Raw genomic sequence first — 18,557 nt, 5'->3', positions numbered from 1 at the left:
ACGGCCCCTCCCCGAGGCATGGCGCGCCGCCTTCCGAAGTTGAAAGACTCGAAGCTCTCGCCCGGCCGACAGGCGGCCAGGCTGCGCGCGCTATATCGCGCTCCCGCATGCAGCCCGTCAAGGCCCCCACCTCCCCCCTAGGGGTCCCTCTTCCCACCTGCCCGGAAAGCATCCGTACGCCCTGGGCTTACCCGGCCAGCCGCCGGGGTGGGCGGGCGCTCCTGGCCTGCGCCCTGCTGCTGACGGCCCGCCCCGCCTGCGCGGCCCGGAGCGTCCCCGAGCCGCTCACCGACTGGCTCGCCGGCATCGGCGACGCGGCCCAGGCGCTCGCCGGCGGGCAGGCCGACGCGTCCGCGGCGGCGGCGCGCCGGGCGTTCTCCGCGCGGCCCCGCGGCGCGGCGGGGGCGCGCGCGCAGGCGGCGCTCGGCCTCGCGCTCGCCGACGCCGGCCAGCCCGCGGACGCGGCGGAGGCGCTGGAGGTGGCGCTCGCCCCGGCGATCGCGCCGGCGCGGCCGCACCTCGCGTTCGTGCGCGGGCAGGCGCTGCTCGCCTCGGGGGAGCCGCACGCCGCGGCGCGGCTGCTCGAGCAGGCCGGCGCCGACCCGCGCCTCGCGGTGGCGCGGCGCGCGCGCTTCCTCGCGGGCGAGGCGCTGGTCGAGGCGGGGCTCGCCGCCGAGGCCGTCGCCACGCTCGACGCGGCGCTGCGCGCCTGGCCCGCGGATCCCGCCGCCCCGGCCGCGCGGCTCGCGCTCGGCCGCGCGGCGCGCGCCGCCGGCGACGAGGCCCGCGCGGTGGAGACCTGGCGCGCGCTCTGGCTCGAGGCGGACCTGCCGCAGGCGCGGAGCGCGGGCGAGCTGCTCGCGGCCTGGCGCGCCGCGGGCGGCCCGGTGCCGCTCGCCTCCGCGGACGATCACCTGGCGCGCGCGGAGCGGCTGGTGGCGACCGCCCGGCCCGACGACGCCCTGCAGGAGCTCGCCGCCGCGCGCGAGGCGGACCCGGAGGTGCCGGCCGGCCGCGTCGAGGTGCTGCGGGCGGCCGCGCTCGTCGGCCTCGGGCGCCACGCCGAGGCGGCGCGGGTGGCGGCCCCGTTCGCGGACGATCCCGACCCGCGGGTGCAGCGCTCGGCGCGCCTGGCGCTGGCGCGCGCCGCGGCGCGCGCGGGCCGGGTGGACGAGGCCAGCCGGCGCTACCGCGAGGTGGCCGCGTCCGAGGCGCCCATCGCCGGCCTGCCCGAGTGGCGCCAGCGGGACCTGGGCGACGAGGCGGCGTACCTCGCGGCCTGGCTCCACTACGACGCCGGCGACTACCGCCGCGCGGCGACCGAGCTGGATGCGTTCGCGCGCGCGTACCGCCGGACGTCGCGGCGGGTGGACGAGGCGCTCTGGTTCGCCGCCTGGTCGCGCTACCGGCTCGGCCGCACCGCCGACGCCGCGCGCGCCCTCGCCCGCCTGTCGCGCGGGCCGTTCGCCGACGCGGCCGCCTACTGGCAGGGCCGCCTGGCGAAGGACCCCCGCCGTCGCGCGCGGCTCCTGCGCGCCGCCGCGGCCGGCGCCGACCCGTGGTACGCGCTGCTCGCGCGCGCCCGGCTCGAGGCGTCCGGCGTCGCCTCCCCGCCCCCGCCCCCGCCCGCGGCGCCGCCGCGGCCGCTGCCCGACGCCGCGCCGGCGGCCGCCGCCGGACAGCTCGCCGTCGCGGCCGAGCTGATGGGGCTCGGGCTCGAGGACGAGGGGCTGGACGAGCTCCGGCAGCTCGCCCGCGGCGGCGCCGTCCGCGCGGCCGCGCCGCTCGTGGCGCAGCTCGCGGCGCACGCCGGCGACGCGGAGCTGCCGTTCCGCATGGCCCGCGACTTCCTCGGCCAGAGCGCGCGCACGCTGCGCTGGTCCCACCCCGAGCCGTACCCGGAGCTGCTCCCGGCGCGCGCGCGGGCGTTCGGCGTGGACCCGGCGCTGGTGCTGGCGGTGATGCGGCGCGAGTCGAGCTTCCGCCGCGCGGTGCGGAGCGGCGCCGGGGCCGAGGGGCTGCTGCAGCTCCGGCCCGTCACCGCCGAGCGGCTGGCGGCGCTGCTGGGCGTCCCCGGGGGCGTCGGCGACCGGCTCGACCGGCCCGAGGTGAACGTGGCGCTCGGGGCGCACTACCTCGGCCTGCTCGGCGCCCGCTTCGCCGACCCGGCGGTGGTGCTCGCCGCCTACAACGCCGGCCCCGGGCCGGCGTCGGAGTGGGCCCGCTCGCGCGCCGGCATGCCGCTCGACGCGTGGGTCGAGTGCATCCCGTACCGGGAGACGCGGCAGTACGTGAAGGTCGTGCTGTCGGACTGGGACGTGTACCGCCGGCTCTCCGGCGGCGCCCCGGCGCCCGTCGATCCGGAGCGGCCGGTGGCGGCGCCGGCGCCCGGGGTCGGCTTCTAGCCCTGCCCCGCCGCCTTCAGCGCGGCGGCGATCGTCTCGCCCATGCGCCCGAGCACGGACGGCGTGACGCCCGGGATCGCCGCGAGCGCCTCGCGCGTGGCCGGGCGCCGCCGGGCGATCTCCAGCATGGCCGGCTCGCCGAGCACCTTGAACGGCGGCCGGTCCGACGCGCGCGCCCGCTCCTCGCGGGCGATCCAGAGCGCGCGCAGCACCGCCTTGCCGGGCGCGTCGAGCTCGCGCGCCCCCTTGACGCGCCGCCAGCCCTCCGGGTCGAACACGCGCTCGCGCGCCACCACCGAGGCGATGCGCTGCGACTCCTTCCACGCCTCGTCGAGCGCGCCGCGCGCGGCCAGCTCGCCGGTGAGGAGGTCGAACAGCGGCAGCAGGAAGTGCGTGTCCAGCGCGGCGTAGGCGAGCTGGTCCGGGGTGAGCGGCCGCCGGCCCCAGTCGGAACGCTGGAACGCCTTCGAGAGCCGCACGCCGAAGTGCGACTCGACCAGCGCCGACAGGCCGAGGCCGGGCCGGCCCAGCCGCCGCGCCGCGATCATCGTGTCGAACAGGCGCGGGATGCGCCAGCCGTACTCGCGGTGCAGGCAGCGGACGTCGTAGTCGGCGCCGTGCAGCACCACCTCGCGGCCGTCGCACAGGATCTCGCCGAGCGGGCGGACGTCCACCGAGATGGGATCCACCACGAAGTCCTGCGTCCGGGTGGAGAGCTGCAGCAGGCACACCCGCTCGCGGTAGACGTGGAAGCTGTTGGACTCGGTGTCGAGCGCGAGGACCCGCTCGCCCGCCAGCGCGTCGAGCAGCCGGGTGAGCGCGTCGGGATCGGAGACGAAGACGGGGCTGGGGCGCGGGGCGGCGGACATCGGACGCGGCATTCTAGAGGAGCGCGGCCCGCGCGGCTCGCGATTCCGCCGGGAAATCCGCGCCGCGGCCTCTCCGGTCTCAGCGCGCCGCGGCCGCCAGCGCCACGGCCACCTCGCCGGCGACGGCGGCGTTCCGCTCCAGGAGCGCCAGGTTGGCGGCGCGGGCGCGCCCGCGGGTGGCCCGGGAGACCGCCTCCAGCAGGAACGGGGTCACCGCCTTGCCGCGGATCGCGCGCGCGCGCGCGTCCTGGAGCGCCGCGGCGATGGCGGCCTCCACCACCTCCCGCGCCACCGCCTCCGGCGGCGGGACCACGAGCAGCACGCCCTCGCGCCGGCGCAGGACGTCCCAGTGCAGCCGCAGCACCCGCGCAGCCGCGGCGGCGTCCTCCACCCGGTGCTCGAGCGCGATGCCGCTCCCGTCCGAGTAGAACGCCGGCAGCTCCGACGTGCGCCAGCCCAGCACCGGCACCCCGAGCGTCTCGAGCGCCTCGGCGGTGGCGGCCAGGTCCAGGATGGCCTTGGGCCCGGCGGAGACCACGCAGACCGGCGCCCGCGCCAGCTCGGCGAGGTCGGCCGAGACGTCCGCCGCCCCGGTCGCGGGCTCGCCGGGCGCGAGGCGGTGCACGCCGCCGATGCCGCCGGTGGCGAAGACGCGGATGCCGGCGAGCGCGGCCACCGCCGCGGTCGCCGCCACGGTGGTGCCGGCGTCGCGCCCGGCGGCGCAGAGCGCGGCGAGGTCCCGCGGCGACGCCTTGGCCGGCCGCCGGGCCGGGTCCGCGAGGCGCTCCAGCGCCGCGGCGTCGGCGCCGACGACGACCTCCCCGGCGATCACCGCCACGGCGGCCGGCACCGCGCCCGGGGCGCGCACCGCGTCGGCGCAGCGGCGGGCGGCCTCCAGGTTGTGCGGCGGCGGGAGGCCCTGGGCCACCACGCTCGTCTCCAGCGCCACCACCGGACCGCCGGCGGCGAGCGCCGCGCGGACCTCCTCGGCCAGCTTCAGGGGAGGGTTCACCGGGACAGTCTAGCGCCGCGGAAGGGGGCCGGGCGCGTGCTATATACCCCCGGCCCCGCCCGCCCTGCCCGGCCGGGCCCCGGTCCGAGAGGCACCCATGCTGGCGCGCGCCCGCGGCTTCGTCGTCCTCGTCTACTGCGCCATCTCGATGGCGTTCTTCTTCTTCGTGAGCCTGCCGGTGATGCTCCTCACCGGCTCGGGCGACCTGCCGATCTGGTTCGCGCGGTTCGCCTGGTCGCCCTCGTGCCTGTGGCTCACCGGCTCTCGCGTGCACCTCGAGCCGCTCCCGCCGCTGCCCGACGGCCCGCTCATCTTCGCGTCCAACCACGAGAGCGCGCTCGACATCTGGGTGCTGTTCAAGGTCCTCCCGCGCAGCGTGCGGTTCATCGCCAAGGCCGAGCTGTTCCGCCTCCCGGTGTTCGGCGCGTACATGCGGCTCGGCGGCCACGTGCCGGTGGACCGCAGCAACCACGCGCAGGCGGTGCAGTCGCTCCGCCAGGCCGGCGAGGTGGTGCGCGCCGGGACGTCGCTCATCGTGTTCCCCGAGGGCACGCGCTCGCTGGACTGCCGCGTCCACCCGTTCAAGAAGGGGCCGTTCGTGGTCGCGATGGAGGCGGGCGTGCCGGTGGTGCCGGTGGCCATCTCCGGGAGCGGGAAGGTGACGCCGAAGCGGATCATCGCCATCTGGCCCGGCCCGATCCGCGTCGCGGTGGGCGAGCCGGTGAGCCCGGCCGACTTCCCCGACCGGACCGCGCTGCTCACCGAGGTGCGCCGGCGCGTCATCGCGCTGCACCGGCGGATCGGCGGCGAGGGCGGCGACGAGGCGGCCGCGGTCGCCACCGTGGGCATGGAGGGCGTGTGAGACAGGGCGGGCGCGGGCCTACCCGCTTGTCGGGCCGCGGCGGCGGGCGGTAGGCTCGCCGGCCATGAAGGAGACGCTCCGCCCCGACCCGGTGGCCGCCGCGCAGCGCGTGACGCACCTCGCGCGCGACCTGGCCCAGGACGTCGCCGACGGCTACCGGAAGTCCACCCGCGGCTTCCGGCGGCGCGCCGCGGTGGTCGCCTCGTGGGCGCTCCTCTCGCTCGGCACGGTGTGGGTGGCGTGCCCGTCCTCCGGCCCGCGCAACGCGCTCGGCGCCGAGGTGCGGATGAGCGAGGAGGTCATCGGCACGCAGATCATGGTGTGGAACGCGTCGGATCGCCTCTGGACCGACGTGGTGCTCACGCTGGAGGGCGGCTGGACCTTCCGGACGCCCACCGTGCGCGACGGGCAGAAGCTCGTCGTCGCCACCAGCCGGTTCGAGAAGGACGGCGCGCCGGCCCCGGCGCACCTGAAGCCGCGCTCGCTCCGCGTGGAGTGCAGCGAGGGCAAGCTGGACGCGCCGCTGGCGCAGAGGTGACGCGCGTGCCCACGCCCCGCGTCCTGCTCGTGGACGACGACGCCGCCATCTGCGAGTTCCTCGCCACGCTCCTCGAGCTGGAGGGGCTCGCGCCCCGGGTCGCGCCGGGCGCGCAGGACGCGCTCGCGGCGCTGGCGGAGTCGGACGCGGTGCTCCTCGACGTGGCCATGCCGGGCGTGGACGGGCTCGAGCTGTGCCGGCGCATGCGCGCGGCCGGCTTCGGCGGGCCGATCCTGGTCGTCTCGGCCCGGCCCGGCCCGGACCTGCCGCGCAGGGCCGTCGAGGCGGGCGCGAGCGGCTTCGTGCGCAAGCCGTTCGACAACGCCGAGCTGATCGACTGCCTCCGCGGCTTGCTCGCCGCCGCCTGAGCCGCGCGTCCGGACGCGCGCGCTCACGGCTCGCCGTCGCCCGGCGGGCTGGCGCCGCCGCGGTCGTCCTGCTCCGCCTCCGCGGCCCGGTCCGCCCGGCGCCGGCGCGCTGCCTCCCAGCCGGCGCGCCGCCGCTCCAGCACCTCGCGGGCGCGCGACGCGGCCCTCAGTGCGGCCAGGGCGGCCTCGAGGGCCTCCCCGCGCGCGACCACCGCCGCCTCCGCGCCCCGGAGCGCGGCCGCGAGCGCCTCCGTCTCGTCCCGCAGCCGCGCCGCGTGGCGGGCGCCGGCGGCGAGCGCCGCCGCGGAGCCCGGGGCCGGCACCGCCCGCCCCGCCGCCCGGGCCGCCCGGCGCGCCAGCTCGAGCGCCGCCGCGCCCCCCGCGCGCGCGGCCTCGGCGGCCTCCAGCGACGCCCGGGACGCCGCGACCGCCGCGCGCGCCGCGTCCTCCTCGCGCCGCCGGAGCGCCTCCAGCGCGGCGAGCGGGAACGCCTCGCCGCTCACCCGGCCAGCGCCTCCAGCCGCCGCAGCGTCTCCTCGAACGGCGCCGGCTCGCCGAGGGGCTGCCGGAGGAACGCCTCGAGCGCCGGCAGCCGCGCCAGGGCCAGGTCCGCCTCGGGATCCCCGCCCGCGCGGTAGGCGCCGAGCGCCACCAGGTCGCGCACGCGCGCGTGCGCCGCGAGCAGCGCCCGCACCCGGCCGGCCGCCGCCAGGTGGTCCGGGCCCGCCACCGCGGGCATGACGCGCGAGAGGCTCTGGAGCGGGTCCACCGCCGGGAAGCGGCCGCCGGCCGCCACCGCGCGGTCGAGCACCACGTGCCCGTCGAGGATGCCCCGGACCTCGTCGGCGATGGGCTCCTCGAGGTCGCCGCCCGCCACCAGCACCGTGTACACGGCGGTGATCCCGCCGCGGGCGCGGTTGCCGGCCCGCTCCAGCAGCCGCGGCAGCGCCGCGAACACCGAGGGCGGGTAGCCCTGCCGCGCCGGCGGCTCGCCCGCGGCCAGCCCCACCTCGCGGAGCGCGCGGGCGTAGCGCGTCACCGAGTCCACCAGCAGGAGCACCCGGTCGCCGCGCTCCGCGAACCACTCCGCCACCGCGGTGGCCACGTGCGCGGCCTTGAGGCGCACCAGCGCCGGCGCGTCGCTGGTGGCCGCCACCACCACGCTGCGCGCCAGCCCGTCCGCCCCCAGCGGCCCCTCCAGGAACTCGCGCACCTCGCGCCCGCGCTCGCCGACGAGGCACACCACGCACAGGTCGGCGCGCGCGCCGCGGGCGAGCTGGCCGAGCAGCGTGGACTTGCCCACGCCGGAGCCGGCGAACAGCCCGATCCGCTGCCCCTCCCCGGCGGTGAGGAGGCCGTCGAGCACCCGCACGCCGAGCGGGAGCGGCGCCGCCACCGGGCGGCGCGCGAGCGGGTTCGGCGCGGGCCGATCCACCGCCCACTCCTCCAGCCCGGCCGGCAGCGGCGCGCCGTCGAGCGGCCGGCCCAGGCCGTCCAGCACCCGCCCCAGCAGCCCGGGCCCGACGCGGATGGCGTGCGGCCGGCCGGTGGGGATGACCTCCGCGTCGAGCCCCACGCCGCCGAGCTCGCCGAACGGCACCAGCACGGCGCGGTCGTCGCGTAGCCCGACCACCTCCGCCAGCAGCGGCTCGCGCCCGGGCGCGCGGAGCTCCACCGCTTCGCCCTGCCGGACGCCGCCGACCGCCGCCTCCAGCACCAGGCCGGTGAGCCGGGTCACCCGGCCGCGCAGCGGGAGCGGCGCGGCCTCCCCCAGCGCGGTGCGCACCCGCCCCAGGTCCACGGTCACGGCGCCTCCTCCAGCGCGCGCTCCAGCGCGGCGAGCTGGGCCTCCACGCGCGCGTCGATGCGCCCGGCCTCGGTCTCGACCACCACCGCGCCGGGCGGGAGCCCCGGGTCCTCGCGCAGCGCCGGCCCCTCCGGGCGCGCCAGGAGCCCCGCCAGCCGCGAGCGGGCCGGCTCGGCGCGCAGGCGGGCCGCGTCGGCCGGGCTCACCCGCAGGACCACCTCGCGCCGCTCGCGCGCCCGGACCAGCGCCTGCGCCGCGAGGTCGGCCACCGCCTCCGGCGCCGCCGCCAGCTCGCGCCCGAGCAGCTGGCGCGCGACGTCGAGCGCCAGGCGCGCCACCTCGCGCTCGAGCCCGGCGAGGCGAGCCGCGCGCGCCTCGCCGGCGGTCGCGAGCGCGGCCGCGGCCCGGGCCAGCCCCTCCTCGCGGCCCTCCCGCACCGCCTCGGCGCGGACCGCGTCCCGCTCCGCGCCGGCCGCCTCGCGGAGCCGCGCGGCCTCGGCGCGCGCCTCCTCCACGAGCGCGCGCGCCCGTTCGCCCGCCTCGTAGACCGCGCCCGCGATGCGACGGCCGCCCGGGCCGTCCTTCAGCACCCTCGACATGCGCCCTCCGCGCCGGGCGCCGATTCTACTACGGGTAAGGGGCCGGACCCGCACGCTGCGCGAAGGGGCCCCTTGCGGCGGCCGCGCGGGCGGGGACGGGGTCCGGAGAGACGACGAGGCCCGCCTCCGGTTCGGGGGCGGGCCTCGGGTTGGCCGCGGGACGCGGCGCGGAGCTGCGCCCGGGCTAGGCGGCGTCGCGCTCGACGGGCTGGAGGTACCGGTGCAGGAACTGCTTCGTCTTCAGCTCCACCTGGCGGACGCGCTCGCGCGACACGCCCCAGCGCTTCCCGATCTCCTCCAGCGTGCGCGGCTGGTCCTGCTCGAGCCGGTTGTGCACGATGTCCCAGCCCAGCTCGCCGATCCGCTTGCGGACCTTGCCGAGCGCGTCGCGGACCTCGCGGTCCCCCTCGCCGGACAGGTAGGTGTCCTCCGGCCCGGGGCCGTCGTCCTCGATGCGCTCGAGGTGGGTGGCGTCACCCTCCTCGTCGATGGCGCTGTCGAGCGACAGGTCCGGCTGGGCGACGGTGCCGCTCTGCGGCCGCACCGTCGAGCGCGCCTCCTTGAGGTACTTCCCGATGTAGGCGCGGATCCACCACACCGCGTACGTCGAGAAGCGCGTGCCGGCGTGCGGGTCGAACTTCTCGACGGCGCGCATCAGGCCGACGTTGCCCTCCTGGATCAGGTCGTCGAGCCGCACCGTGCCCCGGCGCTGCTTGCGCGCGATGGCGACCACGAACGCGAGGTTGTGCCGGACCAGCTTCTGCTTCGCCGACACCTCGCCCTTGCGCGCGCGGATGGCGAGCGCGTGCTCGTCCTCGCGGGTGAGCGGCGGAAAGTCGCGGACCGCCTTGAGGTAGGGGGCCAGCTCATCGAACTCCTTGCTGCCTCTCTGCGTGCTCGCCGTCCTCATTCCGTTGCCTCTCTACCTGTCCTGTCCTGCGTCAATCCATCTCGGGGAGGTTACGTAACGTCAGGTTAGATTAATGGACCGAATCAGTCAAGTAGCCCGGAACCGACCGCCACGACGGGCTTCTTCGCCGTCCCCTGCTCTGCCGCCGCGCCGTCGTCTCCGGATTCCGCCAATATGAACATGAGCCCGGATTCCGCATTCCGGTCCCATGCGAGCGCCCGCCTGTCCCACGTCAAACCACTGGGCTTGCGGCAGATCAAGTCGAAACCGAACTCCGATCGGGGCGGCCGAGGCGCGGCGGTCCGCCACAGCCGATAAGCGGGTGCTTACCGGCCCGGACAACTTCATGCGCCCGATCAAAAAGGAAAGGGCCCGGCCCCTTCTGGGACCGGACCCTTGGTCTCGGCGAGGCGTTCGCCGGGCGGCTCGCTACTCCTCCGCCCCGACGGCCAGGGCCTCCTCCGCCTCCTCGACCGCGTCCACCGGGGTCTCCACCTCGATGTCGAGGTGCTTGTAGGCCCCGAGGCCGGTGCCGGCCGGCACCAGGCGGCCCATGATGACGTTCTCCTTCAGGCCGCGCAGGTAGTCCACCTTGCCGCTGATGGCGGCCTCGGTCAGCACCTTCGTGGTCTCCTGGAACGACGAGGCCGAGATGAAGGACTCGGTCGAGAGCGACGCCTTGGTGATGCCGAGCAGCAGCGGCTCACCCTGGGCGGCGCGGCCGCCGGCCTTCAGCACGCGCTCGTTCTCCTCCTCGAACGCGAACTTCTCGACCTGCTCGTCCGCCAGGAACTCGGTGTCGCCCACGTCCACGATCCGCACGCGGCGCAGCATCTGCCGCACGATCGTCTCGATGTGCTTGTCGTTGATCTTCACGCCCTGGAGCCGGTAGACCTCCTGCACCTCGTCCACCAGCCAGCGCGCGAGCTCCTTCTCACCGAGCACCCGCAGGATGTCGTGCGGGTTCGCGGCGCCGTCCATGAGCGCCTCGCCCGCGCGGACGCGGTCGCCGGTGTGGACGGAGATGTGCTTGCCCTTGCCGATCAGGTACTCCTTCGCGAGATCGGGCCGGAGCTTGCCGTCCACCTCGGGCGTGATGACCACCTTGCGCTTGCCCTTGGTGTCCTTGCCGAACGCCACCACGCCGTCGATCTCGGAGATGACCGCGTGCTCCTTGGGCTTGCGGGCCTCGAAGAGCTCGGCGACGCGCGGGAGACCGCCGGTGATGTCCTTGGTCTTGGTGGTCTCGCGGGGCATCTTGGCGATGACGTCGCCGGCGTCCACCTCGTCGCCGTCGTTCACCACCAGGTTCGCGCCCTCCGGCAGCATGTAGCGGGCGTCGGCGTCGGAGTTGGCGAGCTTCTTGGTCTTGCCCTCCTCGTCCTTGATCGAGATGCGCGGCCGGGCGTCCGGGTCCTTGGAGGCGATGACCGCCTTGCGGGCCAGGCCGGTGATCTCGTCCACCTGCTCGCTGATGGTGACGCCGTCCACGAGGTCGCCGTACTTCACGCGGCCGGCCACCTCGGTGATGATCGGCATCGAGTAGGGATCCCACTCGGCCAGCAGCTGGTTCGCCTCGACCTTCTGGCCCTCGCGGACCAGCAGCTTGGCGCCGTACACCACGCCGTAGCGCTCGCGCTCGCGGCCCTGGTCGTCGGTGACGATGATCTCGCCGTTCCGGTTCATCACGATGAGCGTGCCGTCGTGCTTCTTGGCCACGCTCACGTTGTTGAACTTGATCAGGCCGGCGTTGCGGTTCTCGATGGTGGACTGCTCGGCCCGCCGCGACGCCGCGCCGCCGATGTGGAACGTCCGCATCGTCAGCTGGGTGCCCGGCTCGCCGATCGACTGGGCGGCGATGACGCCGACCGCCTCGCCGATGTTCACCTTGCGCCCGCGGGCGAGGTCGCGCCCGTAGCACTCGACGCAGATGCCGCGCCGCGCCTGGCAGGTGAGCACCGAGCGGATCTTCACCTTGTCGATGCCCGAGTTCTCGATGAGCTTGACCCTGCCCTCGTCGATCTCCTCGTTGGCCTTCACCAGCACGTTGCCGGAGAACGCGTCGAGGATGTCGTCGAGCGCGACGCGGCCGAGGATGCGCTCGCCCATCGGCTCGATGATCTCGCCGCCCTCGACCAGCGCGCCGAGCGTGATGCCGTCCATCGCGCCGCAGTCGTACTCGGTGATGATCGCGTCCTGGGCCACGTCCACCAGGCGGCGGGTCAGGTAGCCGGAGTTCGCGGTCTTGAGCGCCGTGTCGGCGAGGCCCTTGCGGGCGCCGTGCGTCGAGATGAAGTACTGGAGGACGTTGAGGCCCTCGCGGAAGTTCGCCGTGATCGGGGTCTCGATGATCTCGCCCGACGGCTTGGCCATCAGGCCGCGCATGCCGGCGAGCTGCCGGATCTGCTGCGCGGAGCCGCGGGCGCCCGAGTCGGCCATGATGTAGATCGGGTTGAACGACGGCTGCCGGCGCTCCTCGCGCTTGCCGTCCTTGCCCGTCCCCACCGCGGTCTCGGTCCCGATCTCGCCCATCATCTCCTGCGCCACCTCCTCGGTGACCTGGGCCCAGATGTCGATGACCTTGTTGTACCGCTCGCCGATGGTGATGAGGCCCTCGGTGTACTGGGCCTGGATGTCGTCCACCTCGCGCGTGGCGCGCTCGAGCAGGTCCACCTTCTTCCGCGGGATCACCATGTTGTCGAGCGCGATCGAGATGCCGGCCCGGGTGGCGTTCCCGTAGCCCATCGAGCGGACGCGGTCGGCGAGGAGGACGGTCTCCTTCTCGCCGCACAGGCGGTAGGTCAGGTCGATGAGGCCCTGCAGCTGCTTCTTGTCCATCACCTTGTTGATGGCGTCGAAGGACAGCCGGCGCGGGACGATGTCGTAGAGCAGCACGCGGCCGACGGTCGTCTCGACCCGCTTGCCGTCCATGCGGACCCAGACCTTCGCCTGCAGGTCCACCTCGCCCTGGTCGTACGCGGCGCGGACCTCCTCCGGGCTCGCGAACACCTTGCCCTCGCCGCGCGCGAACGCGCGCTCGCGGGTCATGTAGTAGATGCCGAGCACGATGTCCTGCGACGGCACGATGATCGGCTTGCCGTGCGCCGGGGACAGGATGTTGTTCGTGCTCATCATGAGCACGCGGGCCTCCATCTGCGCCTCGATGGAGAGCGGCACGTGCACGGCCATCTGGTCGCCGTCGAAGTCGGCGTTGAAGGCGGTGCAGACCAGCGGGTGGAGCTGGATGGCCTTGCCCTCGATCAGCACCGGCTCGAACGCCTGGATGCCGAGGCGGTGGAGCGTGGGGGCGCGGTTGAGGAGCACCGGGTGCTCGCGGATCACCTCGTCGAGGATGTCCCAGACCTCGGGGCGCTCCTTCTCCACCATCTTCTTCGCGCTCTTGATGGTGGTGACGTACCCCTTCTCCTCGAGCTTGTTGTAGATGAACGGCTTGAACAGCTCGAGCGCCATGATCTTGGGCAGGCCGCACTGGTGGAGCTTGAGCTCCGGGCCGACCACGATCACCGAGCGGCCGGAGTAGTCCACGCGCTTGCCGAGCAGGTTCTGGCGGAACCGGCCCTGCTTGCCCTTCAGCATGTCGGAGAGCGACTTCAGCGGCCGCTTGTTCGGGCCGGTGATGGTCTTGCCGCGCCGGCCGTTGTCGAACAGCGCGTCCACCGCCTCCTGCAGCATCCGCTTCTCGTTGCGGATGATGATGTCGGGGGCGTTCAGCTCCTGGAGCCGCTTCAGGCGGTTGTTGCGGTTGATGACGCGCCGGTAGAGGTCGTTCAGGTCGGAGGTCGCGAAGCGGCCGCCGTCGAGCGGGACGAGCGGGCGGAGGTCCGGCGGGATCACCGGGATGACCTCCAGCATCATCCACTCCGGCTTGTTGCCGGAGGCGACGAACGCCTCCACCACCTTCAGGCGCTTGGCGATCTTCTTCCGCTTCGCGTCGCTGGTGGCCTCCTTCATCTCGGCGCGCAGCTCGTTGGCGAGGCCGGGGATGCCCTCGCCGTGCTCCTTGCTGGCCGGGCCGACGCCGCGGAGCAGGCCGAGCACCGCCTCGCCGCCCATGCCGGCGGAGAACGCGTCGTCGCCGAACTCGTCGAGCGCCTTCTGGTAGCGGTCCTCGGAGAGGAGCTCGCCCCGCTGGAAGGTGGTCTCCTTCGGGTCGATGACGATGTACGACTCGCAGTAAAGAACCTTCTCCAGGTCCTTCAGCGTGATGTCGAGCAGGTTGCCGATGCGGCTGGGCAGCGACTTCAGGAACCAGATGTGCGCGACCGGCGTGGCCAGCGTGATGTGGCCGAGCCGCTCACGGCGCACCTTGGACTGGATCACCTCGACGCCGCACTTCTCGCAGACCACGCCCCGGTGCTTCATGCGCTTGTACTTGCCGCAGTTGCACTCGTAGTCCTTCACCGGGCCGAAGATCTTCGCGCAGAAGAGGCCGTCCCGCTCCGGCTTGAACGTCCGGTAGTTGATGGTCTCCGGCTTCTTCACCTCGCCGTGCGACCACTGCCGGATCTTGTCCGGGCTCGCGAGCGAGATCCGGATGGCCGAGAACGAGAGCGGGTCCTTCGGCTTCTCGAAGAAATTGAAGATGTCCTTCACGTCGACTCCCTGGAAAGCTGGGAAACCTGATCAGCACCCTCGCGCCGGCCCCCTCCCCGCCCTGGCGGGGAGAGGGAGGGCGCGGCCCCGGACGCGCGCGCTACGCGCTGCTCTTCTCCCCCGACGCGACCGCGCCGCGCGGCGCGCCCAGCGGGCCGCCGCCGAGGTCGCGCTCGGCGGCCTCGCGCGCCGCCTGCGCCTCCGGCGTCTCGAGCAGCTCCACGTCGAGCGCGAGGCTCTGGAGCTCCTTGATGAGCACGTTGAACGACTCGGGCAGCCCGGACTCGAGCGTGTTCTCGCCCTTGACGATCGCCTCGTACATGCGGGTGCGGCCGACCACGTCGTCGGACTTCACCGTGAGGAACTCCTGGAGCGAGTAGGCCGCGCCGTAGGCCTCCATCGCCCAGACCTCCATCTCGCCCAGGCGCTGGCCGCCGAACTGGGCCTTGCCGCCCAGCGGCTGCTGCGTGACGAGCGAGTACGGCCCGATGCTCCGGGCGTGGATCTTCTCGTCCACGAGGTGGTGCAGCTTCAGCATGTACATGACGCCCACCGTCACGTCCTGGTCGAACGGCTCGCCGGTGCGGCCGTCGAACAGGATCGACTGCAGCGTCGCGGAGCCCTCCTCCATGAGGGCCTTCATCTCGTCCTCGCGGGCGCCGTCGAACACCGGGGTCGCGACGTGCATGCCGCGGCGGAGCTTCTGCGCCAGCTTCGGCAGCTCCTTCTCGGGCACGTCGTCGATGAGCGCGGCCAGCCGATCGCTGGCGGGGCCGCCCTCGGTGCCGGCGAACGCGGCGCGGAGCTTCTTGCGCAGCTGCTCGGGGCCGTACTCCTTCTCGATCATCTCCTGCAGCCGGAGGCCGACGTTGCGCGCGGCCCAGCCCAGGTGCGTCTCGAGGATCTGCCCGACGTTCATGCGCGACGGCACGCCGAGCGGGTTGAGCACGATGTCCACCGGGGTGCCGTCCTCGAGGTACGGCAGGTCCTCCTCGGGCAGCACGCGCGAGACCACGCCCTTGTTGCCGTGGCGGCCGGCCATCTTGTCGCCGACGGCCAGCTTGCGCTTGATGGCGACGTACACCTTCACCATCTTGATGACGCCCGGCGGCAGCTCGTCGCCCTTCTTCAGGCGGCCGATCTTCTCGCCGAAGAGCAGCTTCACGAGCTCCTTCTGCTCCTCGAAGTTGTCGATGATCTTCCGCGCCAGGTCCTGCACGTCGCCGGCGACGGCGATCTCGCCCCAGTAGCGCTGCGGGACGGTGTCGAGCAGCGCGTCGTCGAGGACGTCGCCCTTCTTCAGGAGCTGCTCGCCCTTGTCGTCCACCAGGCGGGCCGTGACCTCCTTGCCGAGGAGCAGGCGGCGGATCTTCTGGAACGCCGAGTCCTGGATGATGCGGATCTCGTCGTTCTGGTCCTTGAGGAGCTTCGCCTCCTCCATCTCCTCGATGGCCTTGGCGCGCTCGTCCTTCTCGACGCCCTTGCGGCTGAACACCTTGGCGTTGATCACCGTGCCGGAGACGCCCGGCGGCACGCGCAGCGAGCTGTCGCGGACGTCGCCGGCCTTCTCGCCGAAGATGGCGCGGAGGAGCTTCTCCTCCGGCGAGAGCTGGGTCTCGCCCTTCGGCGTGATCTTGCCGACCAGGATGTCACCGGGCTTCACCTCGGCGCCGATGCGGATGATGCCGGACTCGTCGAGGTCCTTGAGGGCCTCCTCGCCGACGTTCGGGATGTCCCGGGTGATCTCCTCCTTGCCGAGCTTGGTGTCGCGCGCGACGCACTCGAACTCCTCGATGTGCACCGACGTGAACACGTCCTCCTTGATGAGGCGCTCGGAGAGGAGGATGGAGTCCTCGAAGTTGTAGCCCTGCCACGGCATGAACGCGACCACCACGTTCTGGCCGAGCGCGAGCTCGCCCATCTCGGTGGCCGGGCCGTCGGCGATGACGTCGCCCTTCCGCACCCGCTCGCCCGGCTTCACGATGGGCTTCTGGTTGATGCAGGTGTTCTGGTTGGAGCGCTGGTACTTGATGAGGTTGTAGATGTCGACCTCGTTGGCGACGTCGGTCGCCGAGGTCGGCACGTCGGCCTTCACCACGATGCGCGAGGCGTCCACCGACTGCACCACGCCGTCGCGCTTCGCGACCGTGGTCACGCCGGAGTCGCGGGCCACGATGGCCTCGATGCCGGTGCCCACCAGCGGCGCCTGGGTGCGGAGCAGCGGCACCGCCTGGCGCTGCATGTTCGAGCCCATGAGCGCGCGGTTCGCGTCGTCGTTCTCGAGGAACGGCACCAGCGAGGCGGCCACGGACACGAGCTGGTTCGGGCTCACGTCCATCAGGTCCACCTCGTCCGGGCGGACGTAGATGTACTCGCCCTCCTTGCGGCACCAGACCTTCGCCTCGGTGAAGTTGCCCTTCTTGTCCACCGGCGCGTTCGCCTGGGCGATGATGTGCTTCTCCTCCTCGAGCGCGGAGTAGAAGGTCACCTCGTCGGTCACCCGGCCCTTCTCCACCTTGCGGTACGGCGTCTCGACGAAGCCGTACTCGTTCACGCGGGCGTAGGTGGACAGCGACGCGATCAGGCCGATGTTCGGGCCTTCCGGCGTCTCGATCGGGCAGATGCGGCCGTAGTGCGTGGAGTGGACGTCGCGCACCTCGAAGCCGGCGCGCTCGCGGGTCAGGCCGCCCGGCCCGAGGGCCGAGAGGCGCCGCTTGTGCGTGACCTCGGAGAGCGGGTTCGTCTGGTCCATGAACTGCGAGAGCTGGCTCGACCCGAAGAACTCCTTGATCACCGCGGTCACCGGCTTCGCGTTGATCAGGTCGTGCGGCATGAGCGTCTCGATCTCCTGGAGGCTCATGCGCTCCTTGATCGCCCGCTCCATGCGCACCAGGCCGATGCGGTACTGGTTCTCGAGCAGCTCGCCCACCGCGCGGACGCGGCGGTTGCCGAGGTGGTCGATGTCGTCCACGTCCTTGTTCGGCTTGCCGTTCTTGAGGTCGATGAGGAAGCGGACGACCTCGAGGATGTCGCGCTTGGTGAGGACCGTGTTCTCGAGCGGCTCCTCGATGCCGAACTTGTAGTTCAGCTTGAGGCGGCCGACCTTCGACAGGTCGTAGCGCTCGGCGTTGAAGAACAGGTTGACGAAGAGGTTCGTCGCGGTCTCCGGCGTCGGCGGGTCGCCGGGGCGGAGGCGGCGGTAGATCTCCATGATCGCCTCCTCCGGCGTGGAGATCTTGTCCTGCATGAGCGTGTCGCGGAGCGCGGGCAGGATGTTCAGGTTGTCGATGAAGAGGACCTTGAACTCGTTGATGTTCCGCTTGCGCAGCTCCTCGACCTTGGCCTCGGTGACCTCCTCGTTCACCTCGAGGAGCACCTCGCCCGTGGTCTCGTCCACCACGTCCTCGGCGGAGATCTTGGTGTAGACCTCCTCCGGCTCCACCGGGAGCGACTTCATCTTCGCCGCGACCAGCTTCTTGATCGCGCTCTCGGTGTACTTGCGGTTCTTCTTGACGATCACCTCGCTCGACTTGGGATCGCGGATGTCGCGCGTGGCGCGCTGGCCCTTGAGCAGGTCGGGGACGAGGTCCTTCTCGAACTTGCCCTTCCCCTCCACCCGGATCGTCTCGGTGTCGTAGTAGTACTTGAGGATCTCCTCGGCCGACCCGTGGAACTCCACCGGGTCCTTCTTGGCCGTGTCCGGCGTCGCGCCGAGCGCGCGCAGCAGCACCGTGGCCGGCAGCTTGCGGCGCCGGTCGATGCGGACGTAGAGGATGTCCTTGTGATCGAACTCGAAGTCGATCCACGAGCCGCGGTACGGGATGATCCGGGCGTTGTAGAGCAGCTTGCCGGACGAGTGGCTCTTGCCCTTGTCGTGGTCGAAGAACGCGCCCGGGGAGCGGTGGAGCTGGCTGACGACGACGCGCTCGGTCCCGTTGATGATGAAGGTCCCGTTCTCCGTCATGAGCGGGATCTCGCCGAAGTAGACCTCCTGCTCCTTGACGTCGCGGATGGACTGCGCGCCCGTCTCCTCGTCCTTGTCCCAGACGACCAGGCGGACGACCACCTTGATCGGCGCGGAGTACGTCATCCCGCGCTGGTGGCACTCGTCCACGTCGTACTTGGGCTTCTCGAGGTGGTAGCTCACGAACTCGAGCGAGCTGGTCTCGTTGAAGTCCTTGATGGGGAAGACGGACTTGAAGACCCCCTGGAGACCGGTATCGTCCCGCTTCTCGGGCGGGACGTCGGCCTGCAAGAACTTGTCGTAGGAGAATTTCTGGATGGCGATGAGGTTGGGGATCTCGGCGATCTTGTTGATCTTCCCGAAGTTCCGCCGGATCCGGAAGTTGTTCTGAATCGTCGTCGCCATCGATTTCGGTCCTCTTTCCCCAACGAGACCCGCCACAAAAGGGTCTAGCCGGCCGCCGGGCCGGCTATCCTGCGTCGCCCGGCCGAGCGGCCGGAAATCCAGGAATCGTTGATGGGATGGGGGTTTGTAACGGCTCGACCCTCGCCCGTCAAAGATTCCAACGTGGGCCACGGCGGGGCGGCTTGCAACCCCGCCCCGCCGTGC

12 protein-coding genes are annotated in these 18,557 nt (G+C 73.3%); 4 read left to right on the top strand and 8 right to left on the bottom strand.

The annotated features are described in order from the left end of the window. The first annotated feature begins 107 nt into the window (after positions 1-107). Entirely contained in the window at positions 108-2,405 is a 2,298-nt protein-coding gene (locus ADEH_RS08315) for a lytic transglycosylase domain-containing protein (RefSeq protein ID WP_041453423.1), read from the top strand. On the opposite strand, the gene ADEH_RS08310 is transcribed toward ADEH_RS08315, so the two are convergent. Both ADEH_RS08310 and ADEH_RS08305 read right to left on the bottom strand, forming a co-directional pair. Continuing rightward, positions 2,402-3,274, bottom strand: coding sequence for a ribonuclease D (locus tag ADEH_RS08310; protein ID WP_041453422.1), 873 nt, complete (start codon positions 3,272-3,274; stop codon positions 2,402-2,404). The two genes, ADEH_RS08315 and ADEH_RS08310, sit on opposite strands and share 4 nt — an antisense overlap. Positions 3,275-3,353: 79 nt before the next feature. Then, the gene (locus tag ADEH_RS08305; protein ID WP_011420657.1) at positions 3,354-4,286 is read right to left on the bottom strand and encodes a pseudouridine-5'-phosphate glycosidase; all 933 of its coding nucleotides are present in this window, start codon (positions 4,284-4,286) and stop codon (positions 3,354-3,356) included. A gap of 97 nt (positions 4,287-4,383) precedes the next feature. Between ADEH_RS08305 and ADEH_RS08300 the strand changes: the two genes are divergently transcribed. The 3 genes from ADEH_RS08300 to ADEH_RS08290 all read left to right on the top strand — a co-directional run bounded on the left by ADEH_RS08300 (position 4,384) and on the right by ADEH_RS08290 (position 6,054). Next, on the top strand, positions 4,384-5,148 hold the full coding sequence (locus ADEH_RS08300) for a lysophospholipid acyltransferase family protein (protein ID WP_011420656.1): 765 nt from the start codon (positions 4,384-4,386) through the stop codon (positions 5,146-5,148). Between the two features lie 64 nt (positions 5,149-5,212). Beyond that, positions 5,213-5,686, top strand: coding sequence for a hypothetical protein (locus tag ADEH_RS08295; RefSeq protein ID WP_011420655.1), 474 nt, complete (start codon positions 5,213-5,215; stop codon positions 5,684-5,686). Between the two features lie 5 nt (positions 5,687-5,691). Further along, a complete protein-coding gene (locus tag ADEH_RS08290; RefSeq protein WP_011420654.1) occupies positions 5,692-6,054 on the top strand; it encodes a response regulator transcription factor in 363 nt (120 codons plus the stop codon). A gap of 23 nt (positions 6,055-6,077) precedes the next feature. On the opposite strand, the gene ADEH_RS08285 is transcribed toward ADEH_RS08290, so the two are convergent. From ADEH_RS08285 to rpoB, 6 genes are all read right to left on the bottom strand, one after another. After that, complete coding sequence (locus tag ADEH_RS08285) at positions 6,078-6,557, bottom strand: hypothetical protein (RefSeq protein WP_011420653.1); 480 nt, start codon at positions 6,555-6,557, stop codon at positions 6,078-6,080. Further along, positions 6,554-7,861, bottom strand: a complete 1,308-nt coding sequence (locus tag ADEH_RS08280) for a FliI/YscN family ATPase (protein WP_011420652.1) — start codon at positions 7,859-7,861, stop codon at positions 6,554-6,556. Before ADEH_RS08280 ends, ADEH_RS08285 begins: the two co-directional genes overlap by 4 nt. After that, positions 7,858-8,460 (bottom strand): FliH/SctL family protein, encoded by a 603-nt coding sequence (locus ADEH_RS08275; RefSeq protein WP_011420651.1) that lies wholly within the window; start codon positions 8,458-8,460, stop codon positions 7,858-7,860. Before ADEH_RS08275 ends, ADEH_RS08280 begins: the two co-directional genes overlap by 4 nt. Positions 8,461-8,644: 184 nt before the next feature. Continuing rightward, complete coding sequence (locus tag ADEH_RS08270; protein WP_011420650.1) at positions 8,645-9,370, bottom strand: sigma-70 family RNA polymerase sigma factor; 726 nt, start codon at positions 9,368-9,370, stop codon at positions 8,645-8,647. 429 nt (positions 9,371-9,799) lie between these two features. Continuing rightward, the gene (gene rpoC, locus ADEH_RS08265) at positions 9,800-13,984 is read right to left on the bottom strand and encodes a DNA-directed RNA polymerase subunit beta' (RefSeq protein ID WP_011420649.1); all 4,185 of its coding nucleotides are present in this window, start codon (positions 13,982-13,984) and stop codon (positions 9,800-9,802) included. A 100-nt stretch (positions 13,985-14,084) separates the two neighbouring features. Further along, complete coding sequence (rpoB, locus tag ADEH_RS08260; protein WP_011420648.1) at positions 14,085-18,353, bottom strand: DNA-directed RNA polymerase subunit beta; 4,269 nt, start codon at positions 18,351-18,353, stop codon at positions 14,085-14,087. Between the last annotated feature and the right edge of the window lie 204 nt (positions 18,354-18,557).

The sequence above is a fragment of the Anaeromyxobacter dehalogenans 2CP-C genome (genome assembly GCF_000013385.1).
Classification (GTDB): Bacteria; Myxococcota; Myxococcia; order Myxococcales; family Anaeromyxobacteraceae; genus Anaeromyxobacter; species Anaeromyxobacter dehalogenans_B.
Note: the sequence above shows the minus strand (reverse complement) of the source record. Positions and strands in the feature narration are given on the sequence as shown.